The sequence below is a fragment of the Algibacter lectus genome, assembly GCF_004368925.1.
Taxonomy (GTDB): Bacteria; Bacteroidota; Bacteroidia; order Flavobacteriales; family Flavobacteriaceae; genus Algibacter; species Algibacter lectus.
Map to the genome: position 1 here is coordinate 131,096 of NZ_SORL01000012.1, position 14,997 is coordinate 146,092.

Consider the following 14,997-nt stretch of genomic DNA (forward strand, 5'->3'; position numbering starts at 1 on the left):
TTATTTTCTTATTAGCTTTTTAGTTGCTAAAAGTACCTTGTTAGCATAAAAATTAGTTAAATAAATCCCTGAAGGCAAAGCGCTTAAATTAATAGAGTTTACTGTAGAATTGGTAAGCGTTTCCGATTTAATTTTTCGACCATCTATCGATATAATCTCTACGGTTACATTTTCGGTGTTATCACTTTCAAATTTCAAATTAACAACATCTAAAACTGGGTTAGGATACATTGATACGGTAAAGGTGGTGTTACTACTTTCAATAGACTCAATGCCTAGTGTAGAATGTTCTATCGTCCAGGTTACGGTGCTTACGTGCGTTGTTTCATGGTTGTCTACCTTTAAAAGTTCGGTGTTATCTATAATTACCGCGGTTAAGGTATTTGTACCTATGGTTAAATCTTCTTCTTGTATGCTAACCAAATCTTGATTAGTTGCGAAAGATGCACTGTTTAAAGTCCATTCACTTTCTAGAGTATTTGGTAGAGGTTCAATTAAATTTAGCTCAAATTCTAAAGGGAAAGCAGCATTACTAATTGCGTTGTCGTTATTTGGTGTAAATGAGTTAATGGGTGGTAGTAAATCATGAATTTTTTCAATAATGCCTTCTGTGCACACCGGGCAAAACGACTTGTTTATGCTTTCCATAATGCAGTTTTGGTGCGGTTTATACCATTCGGCACAATTACCAGTATCGCAAGTGTATTGATAAACACCAACATTATTTGTGCCTACCCAGTTTTTCCATTTCACAAGAGTTTCGTCACTTTCTCTAGTCATGTTTATGGCTTCTTCTGTAAATAATTCACCTGGATAATATTCGTCTTTCAGGTTAAACATAGAGTGGCCAAGCTCGTGAAGTACAGTTTTTGGACCCCAATACCCTGTATAGCTCATAGGGAATTCACCTCCGCTAGCTCCGTACTCATCAGAGTTTACTAGTATTAAAGCTTGGTCGTAAGTAGGGAAGTTATCGGCTAGAACACTGTTGATTTTTACTTCAGTTTGGTTGGCGTAATTACCGTCTGCTTCGTAAAAAAGCCTTCTGTGTGCGCCGTAAGAATCGTAAGTTGCATTAAAATAAGTATCTGCACTAGTTATTGGTGACAATAATGCATCTGGAGTTTCTTCCGGATCAAAACTTTCTCCAGGATGATCGGCACCACTTTCGTTTGATGGCACGTAAATGATATGAACGTTGAAGTAATTGGAGTATTCTTTAAAAGGCGATTCGTTAAACATGTTGTTTGTGTAATTAACAGCATCGGTTTTAAATTTAGCAAACTCACTAACTTGGTAGCCTTCGCTTAAAATTACTAAATTGAGACGCTTACTGTTGTCACCGGAGTTTTTGATGATTTCCGTAGTAAAAACTTGAGCCCCTGTAAACTGAAAGTTTACTAATACAAAAAATAAAAAGAAGACGTTTTTCATATTATTCAATATTAGAGGTAATAAGCGTTTTTGTATTTTGTAGAGAGTCTATTACTTCTTTAATTCTAATAAATTTAGTTGAAGTATTTAACTGAATACGTAGGTTTAACGGTGCTTGTTTTATAGATACGTTTCGCTTTTTGAAATTAAAAGAGTCGGTTGTGAATTCAATAGTTTTTAATAATGGATTAGATATGGTTTGTTCGGAAATTAGCGTTTTATTTTTACTAAGTTGTGTACAAACTAAATCGCCTGGAAATCCGTATTTTATATATTTAGAATCGCTGTTTCGTAGTTTACCGTCTACTATTTTTTTATCTATAAATTCAATAGATTTTTGGCCTTTTGAATTTTGAGAAACTCGATAATTTAAGAATATAAGCTTTGGGTCGCTTTCTGGAACTTCTGCGTTTTGAACAAGACTAGTTTTTGTGGCACAAGATATGCACACCAAAGCGAATAGCATTAAAAATGCAGTTTTAGGCTTGTAAAAGTTAGTATGTTTTGGGGCAACCTTTTTCACAATTGAAATAAAATATTTAAACAAAGTTACGGAATATTGTCTTTTAAAGCCATGATATAACGATGAATGCCTTAGTTTTGGTTGCAAACCCTACAATTGTATCGTTAAAAAGCGTAAAAGAATGATAAGTATAAAAAGAACAAATTCTAATGATTTAGATTTTCAAAAACTTGTTGAGGCTTTGGATATTGATTTAGGTGCTTACTATAAAGATGAAAAACAGTTTTACGGAAAACTTAATAATATTGATGAAATTAAGCATGCTGTTGTGGCTTACGATGAAAATAATACCCCTACTGGATGCGGGGGAATTAAAGCTTTTTCGGAAGATGGAGTTGAGGTTAAGCGGATGTTTGTGCCTGTTGAATTTAGAGGAAAAGGTGTTGCTAAATTGGTTTTAGAAGCTTTAGAAGATTGGAGTGTAGAATTAGGTTTTAAAAAATGTATTCTTGAAACTTTAAAAGAGAAACCTTATGCTATCAGGTTTTACGAGAAAAATAATTATCATATTATTCCTAATTTTGGTGATTATGTAAAAGCCAAAAATAGTATTTGCTTCGCTAAAAATTTAAAATAAACGGATATGGGAACTTATATTGCATTGCTGAGAGGTATTAATGTTGGGGGAAAGAATAAAATTTTAATGGCAGAGCTTCGCGATTTGTTATTAAATATGGGGTTAAAAGACGTACAAACATATATACAGAGTGGCAATATTATTTTTAATTCTGAAGAAGGAAACGCTTCGGAATTAGAATTTCAAATTATGGAAGCTATAAAAAAACGTTTCGAATTAAGTGTTCCTGTGCTTGTAATAACTAGTGATGCGTTAAACACTATTTTTAATACTTGTCCCTTTTCCGAAGAAAAAAAACAGAAAAGTTACTTTTCATTGTTATATACAGCACCAGAAATCGATTTGGTAAATGAAGTTTTAAGTATGAAATTTGAGAACGAGGAGATTAATATTTTAGCTAATTGTGTTTACTTCTATTCGTCTATTGGCTACGGAAAAACGAAATACAATAATAACTTCTTTGAACGTAAATTAAAGATTACTGCCACGGCTAGAAATTATAAAACAATGGCAAAGCTTTTGGAACTATCTGAAAACGCTAGTTGAATTAATAATTTGTTGACAATAATAGTGAATTGCTGAATTCGATAAAAATAGCAGAGATATTTCTTATTTTTGCCAAAACTAGCTGTATTAAAGCTTAAAATTTAAACATGACTGAAACCGATTTTATCTCAAAACCATATTCGAAGCATATTGAAAGCGGAGATTTTACATGGAGTTCGCCAAGCAATATTGCTTTAGTGAAATATTGGGGGAAAAAGCAAGATCAAATACCAGAAAATCCATCTATAAGTTTTACGCTAGATTATTGTAAAACAACCACGAAATTAAGTTTTTCTGAAAAAGAAAATAAAGAAAATTTTTCGTTCGATGTGTTTTTGGATAATGAGAAAAAAGACGATTTTAAACCTAAAATAGAAACCTTTTTTAAGCGAGTGGAGCGTTATTTACCGTTTTTAAAAAACTATCATTTTAAAATAGAAACATCAAATTCATTTCCTCATAGTTCTGGTATTGCATCATCGGCGTCTGGCATGAGTGCTTTGGCTTTGTGCTTGATGAGTATTGAAAAGGTATTGGTTAATGATGATTTAAAAATAAATTTCATTCAAAAAGCATCTTTTTTAGCGCGTTTAGGTTCTGGTAGTGCTTGCAGAAGTCTGGAAGGCGATTTGGTAGTTTGGGGTGAGCATGAAGATGTAGTTGGAAGTTCCGATTTGTTTGGTGTAAAATATCCGTTTGAAGTTCATGAGAATTTCAAAAATTATCAGGATACTATTTTATTGGTGGATAAAGGAGAAAAGCAGGTGAGTAGTACGGTTGGACATAATTTAATGCATGGCCACCCATTTGCGCAACAACGTTTTGAGCAGGCTAATAAAAACCTTAAAGACATAAAAAATATTTTAAAATCGGGAGATTTAGATGCTTTTATTGGTTTGGTTGAAAGTGAAGCTTTAACACTGCATGCTATGATGATGACGAGTATGCCTTATTTTATTTTAATGAAACCGAACACGTTGCAGATTATAAATAAAATTTGGGCATTTAGAGAATCTACAGGTTCTAAAGTGTGTTTTACTTTGGATGCGGGTGCTAATGTACATGTTTTGTATCCTGAGAATGAGGCAGAATCTGTACTTAAATTCATTAAAAGTGAGTTAGTTACCTTTTGTCAAAAAGGTGAGTATATTATCGATAAAATTGGATTTGGGGCAAAACTGTTGTAATTTTGCATTTACCAAGTCTATTATAGCTTATGAAAGGACCATTATTTTACTCAAAAATATTACTCTTCGGAGAGTACGGAATTATCAAAGATTCTAAAGGTTTATCAATACCTTACAGCTTTTATAATGGGGCTTTAAAAACGGATAAAAACCCATCGGAAACAGCAATAGCTTCTAATGCAAGTTTACAACGGTATGTTGGGTATTTAGAGAATATTAATCCAGAATTGGTTGTTTTTGATGTGGCTTCACTAAAAAAACATGTAGAGGCTGGTATGTATTTCGACTCGTCTATTCCGCAAGGTTATGGTGTTGGTAGTAGTGGTGCTTTGGTTGCGGCTATTTACGATAAGTATGCACAAGATAAAATTACAGTTTTAGAGAATTTAACTCGTGAAAAATTACTAAAGTTAAAAACAATTTTTTCAGAGATGGAATCTTTTTTCCACGGAAAATCTTCTGGTTTAGACCCTTTAAATAGTTATTTAAGTATTCCAATTCTTATCAATTCAAAAGATAATATCGAGGCAACAGGTATTCCTGCTCAGCAAAATGATGGTAAAGGTGCTGTGTTTTTATTAGATAGTGGTATTATTGGGGAAACCGCACCAATGGTAAGCTTATTTATGGAAAACATGAAGCAAGAAGGGTTTCGTAGTATGTTAAAAAATCAATTTATTAAACATACCGATGCTTGTGTAGACGATTTTCTAAAAGGAGATGTTAAGTCTTTATTTAAAAACACCAAGAGTTTATCTAAGGTGGTTTTAAGTCATTTTAAACCTATGATTCCGCAACAGTTTCACGAGCTTTGGAAAAAAGGTATCGATACTAACGAATACTATTTAAAACTTTGTGGCTCTGGTGGAGGTGGTTATATTTTAGGTTTTACCGAAGATTTAAGTAAAGCAGAAAAAGCACTTTCGGGTTATAAATTAGAAGTGGTTTACAACTTCTAGATTTTAGGTTTTATTATAAAATTCCGAAAACTTTTCGGGATTATTTGAGAATTCTTTTCAAAAGCAAGATTTTATGCTATCCAGAAAACAAAAGCACATTTTACTTAAGTTTTTTAGCATGTTCTCTGTAGTACGAGGTTACAATATTCTTATTGTAGTTATCGCACAATATCTAACGGCTATTTTTATTTTAGGGCACGATTTACCTGTAAAAGATGTTGTTCTAGATTTAAACTTACTCATGCTTGTTTTAGCTTCGGCAGCAACTATTGCTGGCGGATATATTATTAATAATTTCTACGACTCTGAGAAAGACTTAATTAACAGGCCTATAAAATCGAAGTTAGATAAGTTAATAAGTCAAAACACCAAGCTGTCTTTCTATTTTGTTCTTAATTTCTTGGCTGCAGTAATGGCAAGTTATGTGTCGTTTAAAGGCGTAATTTTCTTTTCTATTTACATTTTCGGAATTTGGTTCTATTCGCATAAACTTAAAAAAATGCCATTTATTGGTAATTTAACTTCGGCTATACTAACCATTACACCATTTTTTGCCATTTTTATGTATTACAAAAACTTTGAACATGTAGTTTTTGTACACGCCATTTTCTTGTTTTTAATGATGTCTATGCGCGAGCTCACTAAAGATTTAGAAAATATAAAAGGAGATTTGGCTCAAAATTATAAAACTATACCAATAGTTTATGGTGAAAGAGCATCTAAAATAATGTTGACTATTTTGGCGATTTTAACCTGGTTGCCTATAAGTTTGTTGCTTTCTCGTTACGATATTGGTTATATGTATTTATATTTTTATTTATGCATTCCGTTGTTATTGGCTTTTTTGTTGATTTTATGGATGTCTAAAACAAAAACACATTATTTAATACTTCATAATATTTTAAAATTTATAATTGTTGTTGGTGCTTTTAGTATTGTACTTATAAAGGTTAGCGTGGTTTTAAATAGAATTTAATAAAATGTTCTTTCTTCAGTTATACATTAAAGAAAAATAGAATTTCAGCATATAAAACAAGTGTCGCGGTTTCTTAATAAAACATTGCTATTAAGGGCGTTCGTGATATTTATAGAAAACAAAAAGTAAAACTTAAATCGTCAATCATAATTTTAAATATATCTTTGCAGAAAATTATTAGTCATGAACAGAAATCAAGGAACAAGCGGAAAAGGGAAACCTTCAGGAAGAGGTAATCAAGGTGAAGCTAAAAAAGGCGTTGCTAGAGGAGGTGAAGGTGGAAAAAGTAAAAGTTTTTCTAGAGGTAATGCACCTATTAAAAAGGGTAACCCTACACCTAAAAAAGCGAGTAATCCTGATGAAATTAGACTAAACAAATACATAGCAAATTCTGGTATTTGCTCTCGTCGTGAGGCTGATGATCATATTGCTATTGGTTTAGTAACCGTTAACGGTAAAGTAATTACCGAAATGGGATATAAAGTAAAGGTTGCAGATGAAGTTCGTTATGATGGCGCACGTATAAACCCAGAGAAAAAAGCTTACGTTTTATTAAATAAACCTAAAGGTTTTGCTACAACAACTAGCGAAGGTAAAGGGAGAACAGTAATGGATTTGGTTGCGAATTCAACAAGTTCACGTATTAAGCCTATTGGGCGTTTAGGTAGAAATTCTAAGGGGTTAATATTATTTACAAACGATGATGCTATAGCAGCTAAGTTTACCAATTCTAAACATGGTGTGCCACGTTTATTTCATATTGAATTGGATAAGAATTTAAAATTAGAAGATCTTAAAAAGATACAAGCTGGTTTTAAAATTGAAGGAAAACTTATTGAGGTAGAAGAGATTAGCTATATCGATAATGCGTCTAAAAAAGAAATTGGACTTAAAATTAAAAATACTGGAAACACAATTATCCGTAGTATTTTTGATTACATAAAATACGAGATTGTTAGTTTAGATTGTGTTGCTATTGGGCACTTAACTAAAAAAGATATTCCTCGCGGAAGCTGGAAACATTTAACTGAACAAGAGTTGAATACTTTAAAGATGTTATAAAACTTTTAAGTTTGGCCAAATATTTTAATCGAGTGTTACGTCTTCATGAGAAGGTGTAACACTCGATTTGGTTTATAGTGTGTTGTATGCGTTTTTTTGTGTTATGTCGACGCTAGGAGACATCGCATACTGTTTTATAAAGAAATTTTCTTTTTTTATTATGAAATTTTCCTTTTCATCGGAACAATAAGCTCTTGCAGTATTGTTTTTTATCTGTATTTTGAGGGTAAATAATGTCGCTAATTGTTTAGAATGTAATTTGGTAATACACCCGCGTTAGGGATAGAACGGCCTGTTTGAGCTCTTTTTGTGTGGTTGCACCTAAGCAACACAAAAAAGCGAGTAGTGATAGCCTGACCCTTGTGGTAACGCACCCTAAAAAATATTTTAAAAATAAATACAAAAAAAGTTTGTAATTCAATTTTTTGTATTTCATTTGCACTATTATTAGCTGAACGAATTGAACTCTGTTTCTGTGTTCGGGCTTTTGGACATTAGGAAGTCATTTTCAAAAGCAGCTTACCGATTAAGCGACCGAATTTTAAAGCTAACTTCCGTATCTGCCATATATGCTATCCAGTATAAGTACGGCTTCGTACCTACTACTCAACCTGAAATTCAAATTTGATTTTAATTTTTTTACGGAATTAACATGTAGTTAATCTACAATTTATATCTTTAAATATCTTAAAATAAATACATTGAATACAAAATATATTGATTTAATCAATCAGACTTATGATTTTCCGCAAGAGGAATTTGCATTAGAAAACAAAACATTACAATTTCACGGAGTAGACCTAATGGAGTTGGTAGAAACTTATGGTGCACCATTAAAATTTACATATTTACCTCAAATTTCTAACAATATTAATCGTGCAAAAAAATGGTTTGCCGATGCTATCGAAAAGAACGATTACAAGGGTAAATATAATTACTGCTATTGTACAAAGAGCTCGCATTTTAAACATGTTTTAAACGAGGCTTTAAAGAATGATATACATATTGAAACCTCTTCGGCTTTTGATATTGATATTGTTGAAAACCTTAAAAAAGAAGGTAAAATTACAGACGATACCTTTGTAATTAGCAATGGTTTTAAGCGTGCACAATATGTAACTAATATTGCTCGATTAATTAATAACGGACATAGAAATGCTATTCCTATTATTGATAATTACGAGGAAATTGAATTGCTTTCTAACGAGATCGATGGCGACTTTAATGTTGGTATTAGAATTGCTTCGGAAGAAGAACCAAAATTTGAATTTTATACCTCACGTTTAGGTATTGGCTATAAAAACATAGTGCCGTTTTATAAATCTCAAATTCAGAATAACGAGAAGGTGAATTTAAAAATGCTTCACTTTTTTATTAATACTGGTATTCGTGATAATGCGTACTATTGGAACGAGCTTACTAAATGTTTGAAGGTTTACACAAACTTGAAAAAGATTTGTTCGAGTTTAGATAGTTTAAATATTGGTGGTGGTTTTCCTATTAAGAACTCTTTAGTTTTTGATTACGATTATGCTTACATGGTTGAAGAAATTGTAAATCAAATTAAAATTGTTTGCGAAGAGGAAGGTGTAGATGTGCCAAATATTTTTACGGAGTTCGGTAGTTTTACTGTAGGTGAAAGTGGTGGTGCGGTTTACGAAGTTTTGTATCAAAAACAACAAAACGACCGGGAAAAATGGAACATGATTAACTCATCTTTCATTACAACATTACCAGATACTTGGGCTATTAATAAACGTTTTGTGATGTTGCCTTTAAACCGTTGGAACGATAGTTACGAGCGTGTTTTACTTGGCGGCTTAACTTGCGATAGTGATGATTATTACAACAGTGAGCAACACATGAATGCCATTTATTTACCAAAGTATGATAAAGATAAACCTTTATATATTGGCTTCTTTAATACAGGTGCTTACCAAGAAACTATTGGTGGTTTTGGAGGTTTACAGCACTGTTTAATTCCCTCGCCGAAGCATATTTTAATAGATAGAGATGAAGATGGAAACATCACAAAAAAAATATTTAGTGAACAACAAAAAAGTGAAGACTTACTTAAAATTTTAGGTTATGAGCAATAATACCTACGCTGGAATTGCAGAAGAGTTTGCAAAAAAGGAAACTGCAAAGATTGTTTTAATTCCTGTGCCTTATGATGGTACAAGTACATGGCAAAAAGGTGCCGATAAGGGGCCTAAGGCGTTTTTAAATGCTTCGGAAAATATGGAGCTTTACGATATTGAAACCGGAACGGAAGTGTACCGCCAGGGGGTGTATTTAGCCGATGCTGTAACCGAGAATGCATCGCCAGAAGCCATGGTGGAAGCCGTACATAAAGCAACAAAAAAATATATTAAGAGAAATAAGTTTGTAACCATTTTTGGTGGAGAACATTCTATTTCTATAGGTACTATTCGTGCTTTTAACGAAATGTACCCAAGCTTAACGGTTTTGCATATTGATGCACATGCAGATTTACGTAAAGAGTACGATGGTTCTACGTGTAACCATGCTTGTGCTGTTTACGAGGCAAGCCAAACAACCAATTTAATTCAAGTAGGAATTCGTTCTATGGACGTTATGGAGAAAACCGTTATGGACGAAGAGAAAACTTATTTTGCACACGATATGGCTGTAGATGATACTTGGATGGATTCGGCAATCGATCAAATGACGGACAATGTGTTTATTACTTTTGATCTGGATGCTTTCGATCCTTCAATTATGCCAAGCACAGGTACACCAGAACCGGGTGGATTATTATGGTACGAAACCTTAGACTTTTTAAAACAAGTTTTTAAAGAGAAAAATGTGGTAGGTTTCGATATTGTGGAACTTTGCCCAAATAAAAAAGAAAAATCATCCGATTTTTTAGCAGCAAAATTATATTACAAAATGCTAAGCTATAAATTTATGGATGAGTCGGTAAACGACGATTACGATAACGCATACGATAATACAAAACAAAAAACTAACGCTTCTAAATTCAGTGACAACGATGAGTACTAAAGGACCAATTTCGCAATTTATAGAAAAACATTATTTACACTTTAACGCTGCTGCTTTGGTGGACGCTGCAAAAGGGTACGAGGCACAGTTAAACTCTGGGGCTAAAATGTTAGTGTCTTTGGCAGGAGCTATGAGTACTGCTGAATTAGGCAAGAGTTTTGCTGAAATGATTCGTCAAGATAAAGTACAAATTATTTCTTGTACTGGTGCGAATTTAGAAGAAGATATCATGAATTTAGTAGCACATTCTCATTACAAACGTGTGCCAAACTACCGTGATTTAACACCGGAGGATGAGTGGGCTTTGTTAGAAAAAGGGTTAAACCGCGTAACTGATACTTGTATTCCTGAAGAAGAGGCTTTTAGAAGATTACAAGAACATATCGTTAAAATTTGGAAAGATGCCGAAGCTAATGGCGAACGTTTTTTACCTCATGAGTATATGTACAAAATGTTACTTTCTGGAGTTTTAGAAGAGTATTACGAAATTGATTTAAAAGATTCTTGGATGTACGCTGCAGCGGAAAAAAACTTACCTATTGTTTGCCCAGGTTGGGAAGATAGTACTATGGGTAATATTTTTGCGAGCTACGTTTTAAAAGGAGAATTAAAAGCAAGTACTGTAAAATCTGGTATTGAATACATGACGTTTTTAGCAGATTGGTATACTGATAATTCATCTAAAGGTATTGGCTTTTTTCAAATAGGAGGTGGTATTGCTGGCGATTTTCCGATATGCGTGGTGCCAATGTTGTACCAAGATATGGAACGTACAGATACACCATTCTGGAGTTATTTTTGTCAAATTAGCGACTCTACAACCAGTTATGGTTCGTATTCTGGAGCTGTACCAAACGAGAAAATTACTTGGGGTAAATTAGATATTAATACACCTAAATTTATCATCGAAAGTGATGCTACTATTGTTGCGCCATTAATTTTTGCATACCTACTAGGTCAATAGCAATGGACATAAACAATATTGAAAATATAGAATTAAAGTATCTAACTGTTGATGATTTTGAGGAGTTAAAAGCAGCAACGTTAGAGTCTTATGGCGGTGTGCTAGATTCTTATTGGAAAAAAGATCACATTCAAAAATTAACCACCATGTTTCCAGAAGGACAGGTGGTTATTAAAATTGATGGAAATTTAGCGGGCTGTGCGTTGTCTCTTATTGTCGATTATGATAAAATAGATGATAACCATACTTATAGCGATATTATTTCTGGGGAATCTTTTAAAAATCACGATCCAGAAGGCGATGTGCTTTATGGTATCGATGTGTTTATAAAGCCAGAATATAGAGGGTTGCGTTTAGGTAGAAGACTCTACGATTACAGAAAAGAAGTTTGCGAAACGTTAAACTTAAAGAGTATCGTATTTGGTGGGCGTATGCCAAATTATCATAAACATAGAGATTTAACGCCTAAAGAGTATATTGAAAAAGTTAAGCGTAAGGAAATTCATGATCCGGTTTTAAACTTTCAAATATCTAATGATTTTCATCCGGTAAGGGTTTTAAAAAATTATTTAGAAGGCGATACAGCATCAAGTGAATACGCAGTTTTAATGGAGTGGGATAATATAAATTATACCAAACCTAATAAAAAAGCAAGTAGCATAAAAACGGTGGTGCGTTTAGGTTTAATACAGTGGCAAATGCGCCCCTACAAAGGCTTGGACGATTTAATGCAGCAAGTAGAATATTTTATTGATAGTGTTTCGGCATATCGCTCTGACTTTGCAGTATTTCCAGAGTTTTTTAATGCGCCTTTAATGGCTGAGTTTAACCATATGCATGAACCAGATGCTATTAGAGAGTTGGCAAAATTTACTGAAACTATTGTTAATAGAATGAAACAGTTATCTATTTCATATAATATTAATATTATTTCAGGAAGTATGCCAGAATTGGTTGGTGATAAACTGTATAATGTTGGGTATTTATGCCGAAGAGATGGTAGTTTTGAGCGTTACGAAAAAATACATGTAACACCAGATGAAGCTAAGGTTTGGGGTATGCAACGTGGTGATAAATTAAAAACCTTTGAAACCGATTGTGGTAAGATTGGTATATTAATTTGTTACGATTCGGAGTTTCCTGAATTATCACGTTTATTGTCTGATGAAGGCATGGATATTCTATTTGTACCATTTTTAACCGATACGCAAAACGGATATTCTCGAGTGCGTTTATGTGCGCAAGCACGTGCTGTAGAGAACGAATGTTATGTTGCTATTGCCGGAAGTGTTGGTAATTTACCAAACGTAAATAACATGGATATTCAATATGCGCAGTCTGCTGTGTTTACACCATGCGATTTTTCGTTTCCAAGTAATGGAATAAAAGCGGAAGCGACAACAAATACAGAAATGATTTTGGTTGCCGATGTAGATTTAAGCTTATTGCGAGAACTACATTCTTTTGGAGCTGTTAAAAACCTGAAGGATAGACGAAAAGATTTTTACGATGTAATTCGTGTAAAGTAATCATAAATAATTATATTTATCTTGTGGCTAAATAATGCCCAAATCTAAAAAACAATTAACCCTGTTTAATGAGAGTAATATGTCGTTAAATAGGGTACATGTGAAACCTAATAAAAAAAATAAAAACCAACACATGAAAAATAGAAATGAAAATTTAAAACGTGTCATTGTTGATTTTAAAAAATTGACACCTGAGATATTAGCCTTATTAGTAGAACGCTATCCTGATGGATATGATGATGATCAAATTATTTCATTTAAAAATCAGCATAACGAAATTATAGAAGCGGTAGAAGTAACCACCGAGGATACTAAATATTTAGTAAAAGTAAGTTCTAAATTAGCAGTAACCATGGAGAATTATGATGAAGATGATTATGAAGATTTTGATGATAATGATCCGGAAGCTGTGCAAGACCCGAGCTTAGAAGACGACGATAACGATTAACACAATTTAATATTATGAGAACAGCTGTTTTTAAATCTTTCGAAAACGGTTATTTTAATTTTTGGTTTGAAAACGGCGAGGAGCTTGCTTTTGAGGAAGTGCATCCACGCGTTTTAAAGCAATTCGATTTAAAAAACGATGAGTCTTTGGTTGATAAAGAATTCAGAATCACATTTGTTGAAGATGCTGATGGTGACGATGCCATCTATCGCGTTCAGAGTTTAAAACCGATAGATTAATTCATTTAATAAAATATTTTAGACCTGATGGGTTTTCAAAATCTGTCGGGTATAAAATTCCCTACTCTAAAAATAACACAATACTTATAGAATATAATGTACCGCGTAGTTGCTTACCAAGTAGCTAGTGCTATCCAAATAAAAGCTAGTAAACAAGAGTTGCCGTGGCAATTGGTGTTTCAGGATAGTGATGAACTTTATTATAAAAGTTCAAATCAAAAATTTATTTACATCTTTCAATACGGGATGGTGTCTTTTTTCAATTTATCTCACGATGAAATTGAACAGGCATTAAAGCAAATAAAGCCTTTTTGTTCTAATTATTTTACTGAAAAACTTTCTGAATCTGTTTCTGTAATTGTAAAACCAGAGACGTTACGAGTTACCTTCGATGATGTTGTGCTTCCTGAACTGGATCAAGAAATGATACGTTTAGTAATGCTTAATACATCGCAATCTGTGGCTTTAGATCGTTATGCGGAAATAACAGAGGAGCTTCTTATAGAAACAAATAAGCACACCTTGTTTTTAGAAGAAAAGGGAACGCTTGATATTTCGGGAAATAAATTAAAACGATTTATTGGGAAGATTTTAAATATCAAAAATAAAATTTCTGAGAACTTATATATTTTTGATTCTCCTGAAATTACCTGGGAAAATGAACAGCTTAATAGGCTTAATCAGGACTTGAAACGGACTTTTGATTTACAAGATCGATACCGATTAATTCATGATCGAATTGAAATTATTAAAGATAACCTAGAGCTGTTTAAGGATATTATGGACCATAAGGAGAGTAGCAGGCTAGAATGGATTATTATCATTCTAATTGTTATTGAAGTGGTCGATATGTTTATCGGGAAGATTTTGGGTTAGTAGTTTTTATATAAAACAAAAGCGCATTTCAATAATCTGAAATGCGCTTTCTCATTAACTATCAATCAATCTAACAAAATTCTTAGTCTCTTTTGTGGTTCTTGCCTTTTTTATTATCGCCTTTGTTACCACGTTTATTCATGTCTCTTTTTTCTAAAGATTCTACCCATTTAGTATATTGCTCATCGTTTAAAATCTTTTTCATTTTAGCTTTTTCAGCAATTTTGTGATCAAGCATATCATTCATCATTTTTAAACGCTCTTCTTTAGTTGGTTTTTCCGCAGTTCCAGCTTCTTTTTTAGCTTTGCGTTCTTCCATCATTGCTTTACGTTTTGTGGCGTTGTCTAAATTTATGGTGTAAATTTTATTTTGTTGTCCTTCATCTAAATCTAATGCTAAAGTCATTTTTTTAGTTTGAAGTGTTGCCATTTCATTTGCAGTAAGATTCATCATTTTTTCTCCTCTGTCATGATTTCTTGGTCCGCCTTCTTTTCTTTGAGCAGTTGCTTGTAATCCAATAAAAGCTAATGCAATAATTATTAATTTTTTCATCTTATTTAAGTTTTAATGTTTATTTGCTATTAGGACTTTCGCATTTCAAAAAGGTTTAAAAAGGTTTTGAAATTTAACTAGCTTTTAACAAAAAAGG

At 32.8% G+C, this 14,997-nt stretch carries 16 protein-coding genes; 13 read left to right on the forward strand and 3 right to left on the reverse strand.

The features are described 5' to 3' along the window. Together DFQ06_RS16815 and DFQ06_RS16820 are read right to left on the reverse strand one after the other, a co-directional pair. On the reverse strand, positions 1-1,434 hold the full coding sequence (locus tag DFQ06_RS16815) for a T9SS type A sorting domain-containing protein (RefSeq protein WP_133969021.1): 1,434 nt from the start codon (positions 1,432-1,434) through the stop codon (positions 1-3). Position 1,435: 1 nt separating this feature from the next. Next, positions 1,436-1,900: a hypothetical protein gene (locus tag DFQ06_RS16820; RefSeq protein WP_133969023.1), complete on the reverse strand. Its 465-nt coding sequence runs from the start codon at positions 1,898-1,900 to the stop codon at positions 1,436-1,438. Between the two features lie 178 nt (positions 1,901-2,078). On the opposite strand from DFQ06_RS16820, the gene DFQ06_RS16825 reads away from it, so the two are divergent. The 13 genes from DFQ06_RS16825 to DFQ06_RS16885 all read left to right on the forward strand — a co-directional run bounded on the left by DFQ06_RS16825 (position 2,079) and on the right by DFQ06_RS16885 (position 14,347). Continuing rightward, positions 2,079-2,534 carry a GNAT family N-acetyltransferase gene (locus DFQ06_RS16825; RefSeq protein ID WP_133969025.1) on the forward strand — a complete coding sequence of 152 codons (456 nt, stop codon included), beginning with the start codon at positions 2,079-2,081 and terminating at the stop codon, positions 2,532-2,534. A 6-nt stretch (positions 2,535-2,540) separates the two neighbouring features. After that, positions 2,541-3,080: a DUF1697 domain-containing protein gene (locus tag DFQ06_RS16830; protein ID WP_133969027.1), complete on the forward strand. Its 540-nt coding sequence runs from the start codon at positions 2,541-2,543 to the stop codon at positions 3,078-3,080. A gap of 107 nt (positions 3,081-3,187) precedes the next feature. Further along, positions 3,188-4,267 (forward strand): diphosphomevalonate decarboxylase, encoded by a 1,080-nt coding sequence (mvaD, locus tag DFQ06_RS16835; RefSeq protein WP_133969029.1) that lies wholly within the window; start codon positions 3,188-3,190, stop codon positions 4,265-4,267. A gap of 29 nt (positions 4,268-4,296) precedes the next feature. Then, positions 4,297-5,226: a mevalonate kinase family protein gene (locus DFQ06_RS16840; RefSeq protein WP_042504308.1), complete on the forward strand. Its 930-nt coding sequence runs from the start codon at positions 4,297-4,299 to the stop codon at positions 5,224-5,226. Between the two features lie 73 nt (positions 5,227-5,299). Continuing rightward, positions 5,300-6,202 carry a geranylgeranylglycerol-phosphate geranylgeranyltransferase gene (locus DFQ06_RS16845; protein WP_133969031.1) on the forward strand — a complete coding sequence of 301 codons (903 nt, stop codon included), beginning with the start codon at positions 5,300-5,302 and terminating at the stop codon, positions 6,200-6,202. A 183-nt stretch (positions 6,203-6,385) separates the two neighbouring features. Next, on the forward strand, positions 6,386-7,264 hold the full coding sequence (locus DFQ06_RS16850; protein WP_042504303.1) for a pseudouridine synthase: 879 nt from the start codon (positions 6,386-6,388) through the stop codon (positions 7,262-7,264). 701 nt (positions 7,265-7,965) lie between these two features. Next, entirely contained in the window at positions 7,966-9,363 is a 1,398-nt protein-coding gene (locus tag DFQ06_RS16855; RefSeq protein ID WP_133969033.1) for an arginine decarboxylase, read from the forward strand. Further along, on the forward strand, positions 9,353-10,291 hold the full coding sequence (gene speB / locus DFQ06_RS16860) for an agmatinase (RefSeq protein WP_042497020.1): 939 nt from the start codon (positions 9,353-9,355) through the stop codon (positions 10,289-10,291). Before DFQ06_RS16855 ends, speB begins: the two co-directional genes overlap by 11 nt. Further along, complete coding sequence (locus tag DFQ06_RS16865; RefSeq protein ID WP_133969035.1) at positions 10,281-11,255, forward strand: deoxyhypusine synthase family protein; 975 nt, start codon at positions 10,281-10,283, stop codon at positions 11,253-11,255. Before speB ends, DFQ06_RS16865 begins: the two co-directional genes overlap by 11 nt. 2 nt (positions 11,256-11,257) lie before the next feature. Further along, positions 11,258-12,784 carry a bifunctional GNAT family N-acetyltransferase/carbon-nitrogen hydrolase family protein gene (locus DFQ06_RS16870; protein WP_042497022.1) on the forward strand — a complete coding sequence of 509 codons (1,527 nt, stop codon included), beginning with the start codon at positions 11,258-11,260 and terminating at the stop codon, positions 12,782-12,784. A gap of 133 nt (positions 12,785-12,917) precedes the next feature. Further along, on the forward strand, positions 12,918-13,232 hold the full coding sequence (locus tag DFQ06_RS16875) for a hypothetical protein (protein WP_042497143.1): 315 nt from the start codon (positions 12,918-12,920) through the stop codon (positions 13,230-13,232). 14 nt (positions 13,233-13,246) lie between these two features. Further along, entirely contained in the window at positions 13,247-13,471 is a 225-nt protein-coding gene (locus DFQ06_RS16880; protein WP_042497024.1) for a hypothetical protein, read from the forward strand. A gap of 96 nt (positions 13,472-13,567) precedes the next feature. After that, positions 13,568-14,347 (forward strand): RMD1 family protein, encoded by a 780-nt coding sequence (locus DFQ06_RS16885; protein ID WP_133969037.1) that lies wholly within the window; start codon positions 13,568-13,570, stop codon positions 14,345-14,347. An 82-nt stretch (positions 14,348-14,429) separates the two neighbouring features. On the opposite strand, the gene DFQ06_RS16890 is transcribed toward DFQ06_RS16885, so the two are convergent. Then, positions 14,430-14,900: a hypothetical protein gene (locus tag DFQ06_RS16890; protein ID WP_074938841.1), complete on the reverse strand. Its 471-nt coding sequence runs from the start codon at positions 14,898-14,900 to the stop codon at positions 14,430-14,432. Positions 14,901-14,997 lie beyond the last annotated feature (97 nt).